At 68.2% G+C, this 15,616-nt stretch carries 16 protein-coding genes and 3 pseudogenes; 11 read left to right on the plus strand and 8 right to left on the minus strand.

The genetic code is table 11. The annotated features are described in order from the left end of the window. Window positions 1-940 precede the first annotated feature (940 nt). On the plus strand, window positions 941-1,159 hold the full coding sequence (locus ABZ876_RS27910) for a peptidoglycan-binding domain-containing protein (protein ID WP_361786844.1): 219 nt from the start codon (window positions 941-943) through the stop codon (window positions 1,157-1,159). Between the two features lie 69 nt (window positions 1,160-1,228). Here the strand turns inward: ABZ876_RS27910 and ABZ876_RS27915 are convergent, their stop codons facing one another. From ABZ876_RS27915 to ABZ876_RS27925, 3 genes are all read right to left on the minus strand, one after another. After that, window positions 1,229-1,585 (minus strand): hypothetical protein, encoded by a 357-nt coding sequence (locus ABZ876_RS27915; RefSeq protein WP_361786847.1) that lies wholly within the window; start codon window positions 1,583-1,585, stop codon window positions 1,229-1,231. 61 nt (window positions 1,586-1,646) lie between these two features. Then, window positions 1,647-2,039 (minus strand): peptidoglycan-binding domain-containing protein, encoded by a 393-nt coding sequence (locus ABZ876_RS27920; RefSeq protein WP_361786850.1) that lies wholly within the window; start codon window positions 2,037-2,039, stop codon window positions 1,647-1,649. 28 nt (window positions 2,040-2,067) lie between these two features. Continuing rightward, on the minus strand, window positions 2,068-2,700 hold the full coding sequence (locus tag ABZ876_RS27925) for a hypothetical protein (protein WP_361786853.1): 633 nt from the start codon (window positions 2,698-2,700) through the stop codon (window positions 2,068-2,070). Window positions 2,701-2,987: 287 nt separating this feature from the next. Here ABZ876_RS27925 and ABZ876_RS27930 point away from each other — a divergent pair, with 287 nt between their 5' ends. From ABZ876_RS27930 to ABZ876_RS27940, 3 genes are all read left to right on the plus strand, one after another. Next, on the plus strand, window positions 2,988-3,839 hold the full coding sequence (locus ABZ876_RS27930; protein WP_361786856.1) for a peptidoglycan-binding protein: 852 nt from the start codon (window positions 2,988-2,990) through the stop codon (window positions 3,837-3,839). Further along, entirely contained in the window at window positions 3,836-4,768 is a 933-nt protein-coding gene (locus ABZ876_RS27935) for a helix-turn-helix domain-containing protein (RefSeq protein WP_361786859.1), read from the plus strand. The genes ABZ876_RS27930 and ABZ876_RS27935 overlap by 4 nt, the downstream gene beginning before the upstream one ends. 279 nt (window positions 4,769-5,047) lie before the next feature. Then, window positions 5,048-5,587 carry a GNAT family N-acetyltransferase gene (locus ABZ876_RS27940; protein ID WP_361786862.1) on the plus strand — a complete coding sequence of 180 codons (540 nt, stop codon included), beginning with the start codon at window positions 5,048-5,050 and terminating at the stop codon, window positions 5,585-5,587. Window positions 5,588-5,658: 71 nt separating this feature from the next. On the opposite strand, the pseudogene ABZ876_RS27945 reads toward ABZ876_RS27940, so the two are convergent. From ABZ876_RS27945 to ABZ876_RS27955, 3 genes and pseudogenes are all read right to left on the minus strand, one after another. Continuing rightward, window positions 5,659-6,139: pseudogene (locus tag ABZ876_RS27945) on the minus strand (ATP-binding protein); the annotation flags it as partial. A 117-nt stretch (window positions 6,140-6,256) separates the two neighbouring features. Further along, on the minus strand, window positions 6,257-7,423 hold the full coding sequence (hsaA, locus tag ABZ876_RS27950) for a 3-hydroxy-9,10-secoandrosta-1,3,5(10)-triene-9,17-dione monooxygenase oxygenase subunit (protein WP_361786865.1): 1,167 nt from the start codon (window positions 7,421-7,423) through the stop codon (window positions 6,257-6,259). A 512-nt stretch (window positions 7,424-7,935) separates the two neighbouring features. Continuing rightward, a pseudogene (locus ABZ876_RS27955) lies at window positions 7,936-8,201 on the minus strand (transposase); the annotation flags it as partial. Between the two features lie 229 nt (window positions 8,202-8,430). On the opposite strand from ABZ876_RS27955, the gene ABZ876_RS27960 reads away from it, so the two are divergent. Then, entirely contained in the window at window positions 8,431-9,123 is a 693-nt protein-coding gene (locus tag ABZ876_RS27960; RefSeq protein WP_361786868.1) for a hypothetical protein, read from the plus strand. Between the two features lie 619 nt (window positions 9,124-9,742). Beyond that, on the plus strand, window positions 9,743-10,018 hold the full coding sequence (locus ABZ876_RS27965; protein ID WP_361786871.1) for a hypothetical protein: 276 nt from the start codon (window positions 9,743-9,745) through the stop codon (window positions 10,016-10,018). 757 nt (window positions 10,019-10,775) lie between these two features. On the opposite strand, the gene ABZ876_RS27970 is transcribed toward ABZ876_RS27965, so the two are convergent. Next, window positions 10,776-11,375, minus strand: a complete 600-nt coding sequence (locus ABZ876_RS27970; protein ID WP_361786874.1) for a 2'-5' RNA ligase family protein — start codon at window positions 11,373-11,375, stop codon at window positions 10,776-10,778. Window positions 11,376-11,746: 371 nt separating this feature from the next. Here ABZ876_RS27970 and ABZ876_RS27975 point away from each other — a divergent pair. After that, window positions 11,747-11,975, plus strand: a pseudogene (locus tag ABZ876_RS27975) (IS5/IS1182 family transposase); the annotation flags it as partial. 66 nt (window positions 11,976-12,041) lie between these two features. Continuing rightward, window positions 12,042-12,182, plus strand: a complete 141-nt coding sequence (locus ABZ876_RS27980; protein WP_361786876.1) for a hypothetical protein — start codon at window positions 12,042-12,044, stop codon at window positions 12,180-12,182. A gap of 561 nt (window positions 12,183-12,743) precedes the next feature. On the opposite strand, the gene ABZ876_RS27985 is transcribed toward ABZ876_RS27980, so the two are convergent. Continuing rightward, complete coding sequence (locus ABZ876_RS27985) at window positions 12,744-13,196, minus strand: hypothetical protein (RefSeq protein WP_361786879.1); 453 nt, start codon at window positions 13,194-13,196, stop codon at window positions 12,744-12,746. A gap of 831 nt (window positions 13,197-14,027) precedes the next feature. Between ABZ876_RS27985 and ABZ876_RS27990 the strand changes: the two genes are divergently transcribed. Genes ABZ876_RS27990 through ABZ876_RS28000 form a run of 3 tightly spaced genes read left to right on the plus strand, consistent with a single transcriptional unit; the run spans window position 14,028 to window position 15,418 of the window. Next, entirely contained in the window at window positions 14,028-14,843 is an 816-nt protein-coding gene (locus ABZ876_RS27990; RefSeq protein ID WP_361787072.1) for a class I SAM-dependent methyltransferase, read from the plus strand. Between the two features lie 44 nt (window positions 14,844-14,887). After that, window positions 14,888-15,130 (plus strand): hypothetical protein, encoded by a 243-nt coding sequence (locus tag ABZ876_RS27995; protein WP_361786882.1) that lies wholly within the window; start codon window positions 14,888-14,890, stop codon window positions 15,128-15,130. 33 nt (window positions 15,131-15,163) lie between these two features. Beyond that, window positions 15,164-15,418, plus strand: coding sequence for a hypothetical protein (locus ABZ876_RS28000; protein ID WP_361787093.1), 255 nt, complete (start codon window positions 15,164-15,166; stop codon window positions 15,416-15,418). The last annotated feature ends 198 nt before the right edge of the window (window positions 15,419-15,616 follow it).

Below are 15,616 nucleotides of genomic sequence, written 5' to 3' on the forward strand. Positions count from 1 at the left end.
ATTCAACGAGACCGAACCCCAGCGGGCACTCGCTCCCGGAGATGAACTCGCGCACGACATCCGCGACTCGTTCCAGACGATCCTGGACGCCCTGGACGCCGCACGCGCCGACCTTTACGCAACGGAGGACGACCACCCGGGGGCCGGGAGCCCGCTGCCGTCCTTCGGCCACTACAGCGAAACAGCCGGGGACGGAGACTCCACTGGCTCCGCCCGCTTCCCGTCATCGCCCCCGGCTCCTGCTCCGCACCGACGGACGCAGCGGGTGGGACCCGGTTCAGAGGGCCTGGTCCCCGTCCCTCCCCATGGGGTTCTGCCGCCCGTCGCGGACCAGCCGCGAACCGGTAGCGTTCACGGGGCTCCGGTGGCCGCCACGCCCGAGCCGCTGTGGGCACGCGGCACGCGACCGGGGGAGCCGGTTCAGCCGCCGAAGGCGGAAGAGCCGGCTCCCCTCACCAGCCACAGCCGCCGGAGGCGCGCCGAGCCGCCGGCAGCCTTCCCTCCCCCGGCTTCTCCACCGGAAGGCGTCCGTCACAGGCGCCACTCATCTACGGAGACCCCTGGCTCGGCCGCCCCGCAGCGCTCGGCTTGGCCCGCGGACCAACTCGACGACCAGCCCGACGAGGAGCCACTGCGCCGCAAGCCCGCCCCCACGCCCGTGCAGAACGGAAGCCGAGGACATCGGCGCTTCACTGACCGGCGCCCCTCCCGTATCGCCGGAATCTTCGGGCTGGGCGCGGCGAGCGGTTTGTTCCTTGCCTCTCCCCTGCTCATCAACGAGCACTCCACGCCAGCGGTGCCGCCCGCGTCCTTGGGGCAGCCCGACCGGCCATCGCCTGGCGACCCCTCCCCCGCCCCCGCGACCCCCTCCCCTCCCGCCGGGCAACCGGCCCAGCCTCTTCCCGGCAGGACCTCGCTCCCCGAAGTCCCAGGTACCGGGGTGCTGCGCCTGGGCGACAGCGGCCATGGCGTGTACGAGCTGCAGGTACGTCTGCTCCAGATCCCGCACATCTACGACGGCGGTGCCGTCAGCGGCCGTTTCGACACGGAGGTCCGGCAGGCTGTGGCTCGATTCCAGCGACAGTTCGACGTTCGAGGGGACGAGAGCGGTGTCTACGGGGACAACACCCGCTACGCCCTCATGCTGCGAACGAAGTAGTCGCCCAGGGGCAGGCCGTCGCGTGACGGCCTGCCCCTGTTTCTCCTCCCCCGGTCGTGGAGCGGGCTCTCAGCAGCTGGGGCTGTCCATGATCCGGATCTTGTCGACGGTGCCGATGGTGCGCAGATCGTTGCGTGAGTCACCGGGTCGCAGACACAGCCTCCTGCCGTTGGTGAAGTGGAGGAGCGCCCCGTCGTCGTTGCGTGTGTTCCAGGCCCCGGTGGCGTTCTTGCTGGATGTCAGAGTCTGCCAGCCGGAGGTGATGTCGACGAAGGAGCCGGTGCGTTCGTAGCCTTTGAAGAAGCACACGGCCGGGTAGGTGCACGCCCACTCGTCGGCGTGGGCCGCGGGCGCGGCCAGCGCGGCCAGTCCGATGGTCGTGAGCGTCGCGGCGGTGGCCAGGCCCAGGGATCGCTTGAGGTGCATCGTGTTTCCGCCTTGTCTTGTCCTCGTTCTGCGTTCAGGGCAGGTGGGGTGAGGGGTGCCGTCAGCAGTGGGCGTGGTAGTAGAAGGCGTCGTTGAGGCGGGCCCACGTCCTCGGGCCGATGATGCCGTCCTTGGTCAACCCGCACTTCGCCTGGAACTTCTTGGTCGCGCTCTCGGTCGCACGACCGAAGGCACCGTCGATCGCCAGTCCGGCGCGGATGACGGCGTTGAGTTCGCACTGCGCCTGCTTGACGATGGGTCCCGAACTTCCGTACGAGATCGTCGGCCGGTCACCGTAGAAGTAGTCGCACACGACATCGGAGCGGGTCTGCGCCACGGCGTCCCCGGTGGCCCTCGACGGGGCAGCGGATGCGCCGCCGGCGGTGGAGAGAAGAGCGCCGGCGAGGGCCAGGCCGATGGTGGCTGCGGTGGTCTTGGAACGGTCGCTGATCATGTTCATGGGCTCCTTGGGGAGGCCGGGTTCAGTGCACGGTGAGCGTGTGGGGGTTGGGGTAGCTCGCCTGGAGGTTGCGGAGTGCCCGGATGTCGGAGGGCTTGAGCTTGATGCAGCCGTTGGACTTGTAGTCGCTGTCGCCGTCCCACCGGTACGGCTCGGAGCCGCCGGCGCTGCCGTTGGGGAGCATCTCGCTGTGGACGAACAAGTCGGTGCGCCAGCGGCCGCTGTGGCATTTGTGGTCGCCCACATACCAGGCGATACCGTTGACGCCGTGGGGCCCCCCGCGGTGTTGCGGGTAGAACGCCTTGATGCTGTAGGTGCCGTTCGGCAGCCAGCCGGCGTTGCTCGCACAGGTGTCCTTGCTGCCGTTGCCCGAGCCGGCTCGCCAACTGCCCAGGGTGTGGATGCGGGGGTGGTCCGGGTTCGAGCCCTGGACGTAGACGAAGTACAGGCGGGAGTTCTGCGGATTGGCCCCCTTCTTGAACTCCAGGTAGGTGTAGTTGCCGCTCGCCGCCTGGGCGGCGGTGGTGTGGCCGGTGCTCCGCTCGGCTGCGGGAAGTGCCGTCGACCGGGCCTGTGCCGTAGGGACGGCCATCAGGCCGCCGCTCAACGCCGCGGCCGCGGCGCACAGTAGGAGGCGGCTCGTTCGTGTGTTCATGGAGTCTCCTGTCGTGGTGAAGCCCCGATGTGGCCCGCGGTCGGGCCGGTTGCCGAGGCGATGACCCGATCGTGCCAAGGGGGGCGGGGCCGGTGACAGGACAGCCGGGCATGACGGGCAAAGCCGGGACACCGAGACTGTGACCTGCGGTTCTTCGACGACCGCTGACGCATTTCTGGGACGCCGGTCGCCTGCTGACGACCGAAAACAGGCCCGGAAAGCGCGGACTGAACCGGTCCGCGTGAGTCAAAGTTGAGAGGGAAGCCGCCGCATGCCGGGGGGACAGCATGGGACAGTGGAAGCCGTTGGCCGACGAACTCGCACCATCGGTGCGCCGGTTGGTTGTCCGTCTGCGGGAGCTCAAGGACCAGATGGGCGTCAGTACCGCGACTCTGGCGGCCAAGTCCGCGTACAGCAGGTCGTCCTGGGAGCGCTATCTCAACGGCAGAACGCTGCCGCCGCGTCAGGCCGTCGAGGCCATGAGCAGGATGTCCGGCACCGACCCGGCACAGTTGCTCGCCCTGTGGGAAATTGCGGAGCACGCACGCTCGCAAGAACGGCCGGGGGCAAAATCGGAGCTCGAACCGGCGGCCGAGCCAGGCACCGGCCGCCCGCTCCAGAACGCCGAACGCACGGAAGACCAACGCCAGGAAGAGCAACGCCAGCAAGAGCAAGCGCCAAAGGACCAACGGACGGAGAACAAAGGGCCGGAGGACCGACGCCCTGCGCGCCGTTCACGCCCGGCCATGATCGCGGGGCTCATTGCCGCGGCGCTCGCATTGCTGGCCGTGGCAGGCTGGATGACGGTACGCGAGGACTCGGCGTCCGCGCCGTCCCGGCAGGAGCAGCCGGTCCGCGCGGCCGTACAGCCGTCCGGCTTCGCCTGCCACTACACGCGGCGAAACGGCCGGCTTCTCGCGGGCCACAGTGCCGAAGAGCCGCTCGTCGTGCTGAACGCCGGCGGCGAGCAGGTGGTCGAGGTGCAGTGCCTGCTGGCGCACCACGGGCATTCCCCCGGCCGGATCGACGGCCTCTTCGGTGAGCACACGGAAAAGGCCGTCAAGGAACTCCAGCGCGCGGGCGGCGCCGCCGCCGACGGAAAGGTGGGCCCGCAGACCTGGGCCCTGTTGCGGGCGTGAGTGACTCCACCCGGCGTCCGCTCCCGCCGTCCCTCGATCCGCAGACCGCCTACCTGGTGGGGGTACTGCGGGAGCTGAAGGATCGCTCCGGACTCAGCCTGACCGCCCTGGCGGCCCGGACGCCGTACAGCAGGTCCTCATGGGACCGCTACCTGCGCGGGCTGAAACTGCCTCCACGACAAGCCGTCGAAATGCTGGCGCGACTCGCCGGGGAACCGTCCGAGAGGCTGGTGGCGCTGTGGGAGCTGGCCGAGGCCCAGTCGAGCGGGCGCGATGCCGAGCCCGTGCCCTGCATGGTTGCCGCGGAGAACACGACTCGGCAGGCCCCCGCGGAGTTCGCGCCCGACTCGGACCCTTCACGTCGTTACGTGGCCACCGACTGGATCCGTCTGGCGGTGATCGTGGTGGCGGCCGTTGCCGCCGTCGCCTGGGCCTTGGCCGAGATCGTCGGCCCGCTGCCGAGCACCGCGCCGTCCGCCGGCCCCGGGCCGTTCAAACCGGTTCCCCTGACCGTCGGCTGCCGGGGTGATCAGTGCCTCGGCCGGGAGGCGGGGGCCATGGCCTGTGACATCGATTCGTCTTCGTACGCCGACCTGCGGATCGGCCTGAGCCATGTGGAGCTCAGAGTGAGCCGCAACTGTGACGCTGCCTGGGCACGGCTTTCCTATTCGTCGGTCGGCGACCGAGTGCGGGTGGAGGACCGCGCCGGTTCCGCCGAGACGGCAACCGTCATCAACCGGGGCGCAACCGACCAGTACGTCGTCACCCGGATGCTGCCCGCCGGCTCCCCGGTACAGTTGCGCGCCTGCTGGGAGCCCCGCACGGGCGGCCGCCGATGCACTGCCTGGGGCAGGGCGACGCCGATCGCCGGCAAGTTCAGGCCCGGAGGCGCCCGGTCGCGGGCTGCGGGACGCTCCGCCCCGCGGTGATGCACGAGGCCCGGACAGTCCGGAGGAGGTCCGGGAAGCGATCAGCCCAGTCCAGCAGCTGAGGCTCCAGCTTCAGTTGCGGGCCCTCCCCGGCCTCGAGTTCACCGTCCCGGAACCGCCGCAGCAGCTCCCGGTTCTCACGGGTCCGCCGCGCCGTACTCCGCAGATCCGAGCGGGCGGCGTCCGCGATGCGCTTGAACTCCTCCCGCCAGCGGTGGAACCCCGGTGCGGGCCGGGCTCGGACCACGGCAGGATGGGTGGATGGAGCAACCTCTTGACGTGCCTGAACTCACCACTGATGCCGGATTCGCGCTTCGGTCATGGCGTCTTTCAGACCTTCCGCTGGTCCGTGAGGCGTCGGAGGACGACTACATCCCGTTGATCACAACGGTGCCCTCGCCGTATTCCGAGTCGGCAGGCGTCGCGTTTATCGAACGGCAGTGGGGCCGGGCGACCACGAGGGCTGGGTACACGTTCGTCATCGTGACCTCTGCCGGCCGGCCGGTCGGCCAGGTGGGGTTGTGGCTGAGGGACCTGGAACAGGGCCGTGCGTCGCTGGGCTACTGGGTCGTCGAGTCGGCGCGTGGTCAGGGTGCCGCCGTGGCCGCCGTCGGCGCAGTGGTCAGCTGGGCCTTGCGGGATCTGCGGATTCCCCGGCTTGAGCTGTGGGTGGAGCCCTGGAATGCGGCCTCCGTGCGAACTGCCGAGCGGGCGGGGTTCCAACGCGAGGGGCTGCTGCGGGGGTGGCAACAGGTCGGGGACGAACGGCGGGACATGTTCGTATATTCGCTGCTGAATGACGGGCTGCGATGTCGTTGATCCTGCCGCCAAGCTGGCAGGACCAGCGTGCTGGCAGCGGCTCCGGTCTTGGCCGGCTTCGGCCCGTGCTTCCGGGTGCCGGCGAGCCGGCAGGAATCGGCGCCGGTCTCGATGACGGTGCCGTTGAAGGTCTTCGTCCACCCGCCGAACGACTCGTGGAGGTGATGGCGACGCTGACCTTCTCGTCGCGCTCGGTCAGGACCTGGAACAGCAGTTCAGCGCCGTGCCGGTCAAGCTTCATGTAGCCCAGCTCGTCAATGCAGAGGAGATCGACACGGCCGTAGCGGGCGACGGTCTTGTTCAGCTGCTTCTCGTCGGCGGCCTTGACCAGCTCGTTCACCAGCTTCGTGGCGAGGTGGTAGCGGACGCGGTAGCCCTTCATCGCGGTGTCGCTGCCCAGCGCGCGGTCAGCATGTGGGACTAGCCAGTGCCCGAGTCGCCGATCAGGCAAAGCGGCTGTCCCTTCTAGATCCACTCGCGGCCGGCGAAGTCCTTGGCCGCCCGGTCGGCGGTGTCGCGGAAATCGTTGCGGGTCGAGGGCAGCCGCAGCAGACGGCAGGCGGTGTCGGTAGCCGTGGTCGCGGCCTGCTCGGGTCAGGCCTCACCGGCGAGGCGGGGACCTATGGGCGGACGGTCCTATTGGGGGACGGCTCAGTGGACGTGACCGGCTCACAGCATGGGATCGTGAACGGGTAGGCCCAGCACCTCACTTCCGAAGAGGGTCAGCGATCGCTCGGGGTCATTGGCTACGTGCCCCCGACCCGTGTGGATATCGCGCCAGGCGCGCTGCAAGACGTTGTCGCCTGCACGTGTGGCGCCGGCGCCGGCGTGGTCCATCAACAGGTCGACCGCGTAGACGACTCGTTCGGTGGCACGGACTTGGTCACGACGCAGCCGCGTTCGCAGCGCCATCGGCGGCGTCTCGCCCCGCCGTGCGTACTCGTACAAGTCCTGGATGTTTCGCATGAGTTGAAGCCAGGCGGCATCGATTTCGCTGGCCGCACGTCCCAGGCGGACATGGACGAAAGGGTCCTCTGCTGTACGTGAATTACTGCTGCCGCGGATGCGCTCACGTGTACTAGCGAGGTAGCACCGGCAGGCGGCTTCTGCCGCACCGACGAGCGGCGCGGAGATGGAGGTGGTGAGCACCGATCCCATGGGCAATCGGTATAGAGGCTCGAGGTTTGCGTCATGCCCCGGCCGCACTGATGCGCTGAGCTGTTCCATGGAGAGGGATCGGTGGTTGGGAACGAACGCGTCCTCGACAGTGATGTCGCTACTGCCTGTCCCCCGCAATCCGACGGAGTCCCACTCCGCATGGACCCGATAGTCGGAGCGGGGCAGTAGAAAGCAGCGCCATTCGAACAGACCGCCGCCTCCGTCCACCCTGGCGCCGAGCAACGCCCAGTCGGCATGGTCGCAGCCCGAAGCGTAACTCCAGCGGCCGCTGACCCTGAATCCTCCTTCAGCGTTTTCAGCCTGGCCCATCGGCGCTTGGACGAAACAGACAAGGGCGTCATGGTTGGTGCCCCAGACCTCTGCTTGCGCACGTGGGTCGTATTGAGCAACCAACCAGGCGCTCACGCCGAAGACACCGCAACACCATCCCGTCGAGCAGCAGGCATCACCCAACTGCCGGAGAACTTCGTAGAAGTCTGCGGGATCTGCCGAGAAGCCGCCGTGGGCACTTGGCTGGGTGAGACGGAAGACGCCCGCGTCAGTGAGTTCCTTGACGGTCTCGTCCGGGAGCCGCCGCATGTTCTCGGCATCAGCCGCGCGTGCGCGTACCGACGGTGCCAGTTTACGCGCGGCGTCGAGAATCTCTTTCGTGTTCACGTCAGGCCTCCTCGCCTTCGATGCATGTGCCGCCCTCTGGTGGGAAGATGGAGGCTCAATGCACACTTGTGACTCCTAGTTGGCAGGCAATAATCACTTTGCAGTCGGGTGAGGTGAGGTGTGAGCGAATGCCTACAACGCAAAGTTGATCCGTATCATCCCCGAAATTCGGGACTCACCATCTCCTTGATTTCCAGCTCGCGCGCACAGACCGATCAAAATGACTGCCTAGGCCCTTGGCCAGGAGGCGCGCCGTGCTCCGGCCCGACATGCGGCCGACTCCCGTTGATGTAGGAAATGAAGAGAGTGGTCGAACACTTCGAGGACACGGCGCGCGAGGTAATCCACCGTGCCAACAGAAGCGGCGGGGCTTCCGGATCGTGGACGGCATCCAGCTGCTCAGTCCCGCTCGCAACCGGTTCACATCGACGGGCAACTACCAAAGCGACCCGCCCGCTCAAGTGCGCGGGGCAGTCGGCCGCCCTGGGGGTCGTAGATCGCGGCGATGTCCGCCGATACATGACGTGGTCGGAGCGGAGACTGCCGAAGATCTGTACGAGCAGATCGTTGAGCAGGTGAGCAGGTGAGCAGGTGAGCAGGTGAGCAATGTTGGGGTGCGTCGTATCCGGCGTCCAGCACGACCAGGACCTCGGGGTCGCCCGGCGTCCACCGGCCGGCGGCGAGGAGGCGCCCGACGACCTCACGGATCTGGACCCGTGGTCACGTCGGCGACGTCGGCTCCTGGTTCCAGGCGGACCGCCTCCCGCACCGCCGCCCATACTGGTAAGCAGGGCGAGCGGGTCCGGGGCCACATCGACGGACAGCCGGTGCCCACCCTGCGCGAAGTCCATCGCTGCTATGAGGGTCGGAGAACCAGGTATGTGCGGAACACCGTGCCGGGTCGGTGCACGGGCCCTGACGATGCCCCTCGGCGCCCCCTCTCGACAGGGACGGATCCGCGTGGTGCTCTGAAGAACGGCACCGGCATCACGGGAACGGAGGGCCCTGTGACCAGCGACCTGACGGCAGCCATCGTGGCAGCCATCGGCATCGTCGGAACGCTCACCGCTCCTTTGATCGCCCAGCGCTCCGCATCACACGCCCGTCGCCTGGAATTCGAGCTCCAGCGCCAAGAGCGCCTCGAGGAGCGCGCGCATGCCGATCGCCGAGCCGCGTACGAGGAGAAGCGCGACGCATACGCCGATCTCAACGCCGCCGTCCGCGGGTTCGCGTCCGCCGCCGAGACCTCCCTTCGAGACCTGATGGCCGAGCATCCGCTTCCCGACCAACCGCTGACACCGGTCGAGGAGGCTCTGCGGCCCTATCGAGGCCACTACGCCCGCGCACAAATGCTGCTTGGCGAACGCCCCATGCTCATCGCTTCCGAAGTCAACCGAGGTGTCAACAGCGCCTACAGCGCCCTGGTACAGCTCCAGCAGACGTACGACGTGCGCGCGGCGGAGGAGTTGAGGAGTTGGTTCAGCGGCGGGATGTCCGAAGGAGTTTGGGTGCTGCGGAAGATTCTCCGTGAGGACCTCGGAGTGGGAGAGCCGTTCGGCGACTTCCACGCGGCGCTCAGGCTGCTCCAGGACACACGCAAGTCCACCGTCGATCGGGGGAAGCCCCAGCGGGGACTGGGCATCGGAGCGGTAGGGGGATACACCTCCGGAATCGAACCGGGTCCAAACGGTCAGGCATAGCGAGGCCACCTCCCCGGTTCGGCGCGTGAAGCGGCGCCGCCCGCCGACTGGCGGGTTGCCGCGCTGGGTGCAGTCCGGACGGACCGCCGGGGCCCGCACCGAGCCAGCAGCAGGTGATCGGGGAATCGGGCACAACCTGGCGACGCGATCGCGGCCCGCAGCAGCATCATGAGCGAGTCGCTGGAGAAGCCGGCCACGGCCCGGTCAAGGACGGACTCCACCCCCTGGCCGGCCCAGAGTCCAGCCCGGTCGCCCCCAGCCCGGTCGCCCCTGAAGGTGTGCCGCCGGCACACCATCCCATCAGCCTCGAGACCGGCGCCGAGCACTGGCAGGCCCCGGAGTACGGCAACCCGGGGGGTGGGCGTGTCTGATCGGCGAGCCGCCACGACAACACTCCGAGTCCTTGGTCGAGTTCAAAGGTCCGCCCCCGCCTATGTGGGCACATTCCTACTATGATCGCTTCGTGCCCTTGACCAAGGCATCGCAAGAATCGACTGCCCCCTACGGGGGGGGAGGAGTGTGTGTCATCACAATCAAGCGCAGTCTCTCGGTAGTGGCGGTTGCCGCGTTGGCCGTCGCCCTCGGTGCTGGATCGGCCGATGCGACAGGGTACGTGGCGGTGAAGAATCCGTACCTCAAGAGCGGAAAGATCTACGGCGAGGCCACTCTCCAGGGCCCCAACCCGGTGGACACCAAGATGTGTGTTTCGCTGCTGCAGACGCACCCGTCCACGCCGGACATCCCCGTCGCGGGGAAGTGCTCCAAGTTGAGCGCCGGAACCGTCAAGGTGTCGATCAACAACTACTGCGGAAGGTACACCACTCATGTCGAGGTGACTCGGGGTGGCAGGACTCTCGTCTACAAGGACTCCGATCCCGTGATCATCTGCAGGTAGTCCACTGATCGTCGGGTCGACATCCGCTGAACTGGCCCCCTCGCCCAAGGCGAGGGGGCCAGTTCTGGTCGGGGAGCCGGTGAGCGGGCCCCTGGCGGGCGCACCCCCGCGGAGGCGTCGATGTACGGGATGCTTTCGCTGGCCGATGCGTGATTCGCAAGGAAGCCCGGCGCATGGCTGCGCAGGCTGCCACAGGGCTGGACGCCGGGCACATCGGCTTCGCCAAACCCTGGTCCACCTTCGGGCCCGTGACGGCCGAGACCAAGCGGATTGAAGACCTGTCGCTGATCAGGGACGCCCGCGGGATGCTCAACGTTGCCTTCGGCGGACCCGTGCGAGCGAAGGGGCTGAAGAGGCTCGGCCGACCGAGCCCCAACTACTGGGCCAGGCACCGTCTCGACGTCGCACGGGCTGACGTGTTGCTCGGCTCGCATCAGGACGCCATGGATGAGCAGACCGGCGTCACGTCGGAGGCTTCGGAGCGGCTGAAGCTCCGGGGGATGGCCCCTCACGTACCGGAAGCCGAGGGGCGACCCGCACCATGGAGTGCGCCGTGCGCGGCGAGCGCTCCGGCGCCAGCGGTTCACGGGAGCCGCCGCAGACGTGGGCACTGGAGCACTCCGGGTGCAATCCGTCCCAGCACTCGTACCGCGAGATCATCACGCGGCCGTGGCACGGTGATGCACAACCCCTCGGACGGCCCCGCCCCAGCGCCGTTCCCCCGTGTCGCCCGGGCGGGGCCCCGATCGTTGATCGTCTAGCACTCGCGGAGCTGGTGGACCTCGCCCGTGCCCAGGGTGATCACGGCCCGGGGCCGCATGGGCCCCTCGCCGCGCCGGGAGAGCAGGACCACCTCCTCGACCACCGCCGACAGCGCGCCGAGCCGGACGGCACATTCGGCGGCCAGGAGCTTGGGATCCCGGGTGCGGCCGAGGGACAAGTGCGGGGTGAAGCGGCCGCCGCGCCCGCGGCAGAGCGGGAACCGCAGCGCCAGCTCCTGGTGGAGACGCGCCCAAGGCGCCAGGCCCGCCGCGGCTGGATCGAGCCACACTGTCGCGTGGTGCCGGTGCCGGAAATACCTCACTCCGGCCAGCTGCGCCGTGAACGCCGTGGTCTCAGCCGCCGCTGCGGAGAGCAGCGGCACGGCCTGGGCGAAGTGCTCCTCCGGCACGAAGCCGAACAGCAGGTTCACATGCGGCGGCCATCGCCGTACCTGCGGATCGTGCTCCCAGCGGATGTCCTGAATCACCGGCCAGAGCTCCCGCGACGGCAGCCACGCCACCGCCGTCCGGGGCGTCGGCGCCATCTCCAGCGCATCCACCGGCTCCGCCCCGCCGAAAACCGGATTCCCGTCCACATGGCCATGGTCCCAAATTCGGCCCGGAACCCGTCTGGAGACGCGGTGACGATCAATTCGGCGAGCGGTCGGATGCGCAGAAGCCCCCGGACCGGGTCTGCCGGGCAGTAGCAGTCCGACGTCCGGCCGGTGCCATCGGCGCACCAGCCGCCTGGTCCGGTAGCCGGTGACGCTGGGTGTCCAACCGGTGCGCGGCGGGGGGATGGACCATGCGGTTAGGGGAGGAACTTCGAGAGCGGATTGTCTGAAAGAGTGATCCGAACGTGCAGGTCAAGCACCTGGTGTACCGGCACCACCTGCGGTGCTGGATGGGCAGGGTCCTCCAGAAGCTCCCCGAAGCCACCATCGTGGACGCCTTCCCGGGCCCGGGTGTAGATGCGATCGGAATTCCGCTGCCCGGCAGCCGCGACGACTGTCGGGCATTTACGGAGTCAGGTGTCGATCGGGCCTGCCGCGGCGCCCCGGCCATCACCGATGGCGGCCACGGGGGAACCGGCGTGCTCTGAGCCGGCAGCAGGAGCGGAAATCACCGTGCACCGCCGAACCAGGGCGCGAGTGGAGCATGCCCTGTCCCGGCTCGAAAACTGGAAGGTCCTCAAGGCTATCTGATCACGCAACGTGGCGGCAGGGCAAGCACACTGCTCATCCGCACCCAGGAACCGCTCCGTGTCCACCGCGCTTTACCAGCTCAGCCCTTCGCTCCAGAGGATCAGCGCCCATGTCAAATCCACCCAGCTGCGCACCACCGAAGGCCGGCGCAAGAGCTACACCGAGAGGGAGATGCCCACTTGCTCGGCAGATCTGTGAAATACCCTCAGCTCGGCCTCCTTCAGCAGGGATACAACCGAATCCGCCTCGACCTCGTATTGATCTCCAATTACGGCGGCGATACGCTGCGTGATTACCATGTGCCCGTGGCCGTCGGCTCGAACAGGGCGTCGCACTCGTCATGATCAAGGAACCACTCGGCCATGCCCAGATCGGCGTCACCGCCAGCGCCTACAATCACCATCAACGGATGGCAATTCAAGGTAGGCGGCCCAGCACGCACCTCACGCCCAGCTTCAGGCGAGGCGGAACGTTGCCAACGTGCGGGGCGCCGCAACTGGCCGCGCCACGGCTGTGGAGCCCATCTCCCACTCCGGGCGGCGCAGCTCGTGGGCGGCGGCCCTCGCCGCCGCCGCACCGGGTATCGCCCGCACCATCGCACACTTCACACCGATCAGATCCTGGCCGACGATCCAAGAGACGTCACCCAGACCCTGCAGGCGATGCGCGATGAGCCCGTGAAGCCGGGCCCACCAGTGTGTTTCCGTCAGATCTTCCCGCGAGTGTCAGGACGCTGCCGCACGGAGTCCTGCCGGTTGATCAACGGTACAGAACGACAAGGGATGCAAGGAGAAGTGCGGCTGCGGCGGAGAGCCCCAGGACCCTGTAGCGGCTCCACGCGGTCAGCGCCAGGGAGGACGCCCACGCTCCGCCGGTGAGGGTGGCAGCCCACCAGCCGGCGCTCGACTGCGCGGCGGCGAGAGGGATCGGCGCCAGCAGAAGCGTCGGCGGGATGACCGCGAGCCGTGGCCTGATGCTCAGCTGCTTGTAGACGACGATCAGAGTGATCAGTGCTGTCGCGAACGTGAGGGGTAGGACGGCCACATCCCACCAGGTGAAGCAGAGGCCGTCTGTCGTCTCGCATGCCTGGTTACTGTAATGCTTGACCCAAGAGAAGAACCAGCAGGCGCCGTAGGCCAGCACCGCGCCGGTGAAAGCCGCTCCGGATGCGCGCGGCACGATGGGCCGGGACTCTGTGTAGGGCGTGTTCATGCCTACAGACTTTCCTAAACGGCGGCTGGGCACCTGAGTAGGAATACTCAAGGCCCCCAACTCAGTGTCTGTCACTTCCCCTCAAGCCCCGCTCCAGGGCGTCCGCGCAGGGGCGAGCTCCTGCGGGCTTGGGGCGGACGGACTGGATGGACGGCTTCGGTACGTCGTTTCCGCCTGCTCCCGCCCGGTCTTTACGAGGCCGCGGATGCTCTCGAGATCTCCGCAGCCGCCCTTACCGTCGAACTCCCGCCTCTACTTCGTCCGTGAACGGCCCCACTTCCACCTCGACGCGCTCAGACCCTGTGCACCGGGGCGTCAGGTAAACCAGCTCGCCGCCGAACTGCGGGAATCGCTGGACTCACGGATTCACGTCGGCATATCCCTGCAGGAGGCCGCCGCCATCCTGCATGCCTACCGCGCACTCGCATCGGTTCCGCAGCGACTCTTCTTGACCCTGCGTCGGATGCTCCCCCGCCGACCGCACTCGGTGTCGCCGGGACCGACCTCACCGGCGATACGTGGCATCTCGACATGCGCGCCTACGCAGCGTGCCCGCACCATAGAACGCGAGCCGGAATCCCGGAACAGACAGCAATATCACTGTGGGAGTCACTGTCTGACCGAGTTTGCGACGTCAGTCTACTTTGGCTCTGGTCCACTTCGTGTGGTCGCGTACACCGGGGTGACCGTTGATCTTCGCCTAATGGTGGTTTCAGTGGTCGTAGGCGGTCAGTGCGCGCATGAACCTGGCTCCCCTCATCAGGCCTCTTGGAATCAATCATCTAGGCTGGCACGGTGACTGACGAGCAGGAGCGGGTGCAGCCGTCGGGAGTGTGGGCCACGGCGGTGGGGGTGGCCAGGGTGCGGGCGCTGGAGACCGAGCGGGAGAACGCGCTGTTCCGCGACCCACTGGCACAGGCCTTCGCCACCGCCGGCGGCTTGTGGCCCTCCTCGCCGCCGCTGCCCGATGACGAGGCCGCGCGACGCCGCCGGCTGGGCGTGGCGTTCTCCATCGTCATCAGGACGAAGTTCCTCGACGACCTGTTGCAGCAGGCCTCCGCGGCCGGGGTCCGGCAGGTCGTGCTGCTCGGCGCCGGCATGGACAGCCGGGCCTTCCGGATGGACTGGCCCGAGGGCACCCGGCTGTTCGAGGTCGACACCGCTGCGCCACTGGACTTCAAGGCTTCGGTGCTGCGCCAGGAGCGGGCCGTCGCGCGCTGCGAGCGGATCACCGTCGCGGTGGATCTGCGTGAGGACTGGCCAGGCGCGCTGGCCGCCGCAGGGCACGACCCGGCCGTGCCGACCGTGTGGATCGCCGAAGGACTGCTGATCTATCTGCCCGAGGACGCGGTGGAGCTGCTGCTGGCCCGGATCAACGCGCAGTCGGCGGCAGGCAGTCGGATGGGGCTGACGTTGGGCTCGCGCGGCGTGATCGAGCGCTTCGGCGCGGACGCCGTGCCGGGATCGGCGGCGTCCATGTGGGTCTCGGAGATGCCCGACGATCCGGTGGGCTGGCTGGCCGGGCACGGCTGGGAGGCCGAGAGCCACACTCTGCGCGAGCGCGCTGCCGCCTACGGCCGTCCGATCAGCACCCCGCCGCAGCGCGAGGAGCGGCCCGGCGGGCTGATCTCGGCGGTCCGCCGGTAGAGCGCCTCCCGGTTCCGTAGATGATCGCCCTGCCTCGATCAGCGTTGGCAGCAAGGCTGCACCCACGCCTGGAACTGTGGGAGGAGATCAGGGAACGGGGCTATCCCCGCGGCTACTCCAGTGTCCGTGCCTATGTCAGCAGGACGCTTCGCGGCAAGCCCCAACCGGCCGGCCCCCGCCCGCCGTCAGCCCGGGCCGCTACGCGCTGGATCCTCACCCACCCCGACGCCCTACCCGAAGGCGACCGGCTCCAGCTCAAACCGTCCTGGCCGATCGCCCCGAGCTGACGGCACTTGCCGAACACGTCGCTCCTTCGGCACATGGTCGCTCACTTCCAGGGGGACCAGTTGCCGACCTGGATCGAAGCGGCTACCTCCACCACCGAACTGCCCAGCCTCCGGAGCTTCGCCGCCCAACACCTTGAACGCGACCTCTACGCCGTCACCGCGGGCCTCACACTGCCCTGGAACTCCGGCGTCGTGGAGGGTCGTGTCAACCGGATCAAGATGCTCAAGCGCCAGTTGTTCGGCCGCGCAGGATTCGATCTCCTGCGCAAACGAGTCCTGTTGGCGTAACCGAGAGCCACGTGACCACACGAAGTGGACCAGAGCCAAAAGTCACCGACATCGAGCTTCGCGGCGTGGGTGGAGCGCTGGCATATGGGCGACGGCTGGTGGGCCTGAGCACGGCACCGTGTGCTGCGACACCCCTTGTGGTGCGGGGCGGGCCGCCACCAGTCATTCGGTGACGGCCAGCGGAGGGTTGGGCATGCT

It is taken from the genome of Streptomyces sp. NPDC046931 (genome assembly GCF_040644655.1).
Lineage (GTDB): Bacteria > Actinomycetota > Actinomycetes > Streptomycetales > Streptomycetaceae > Streptomyces.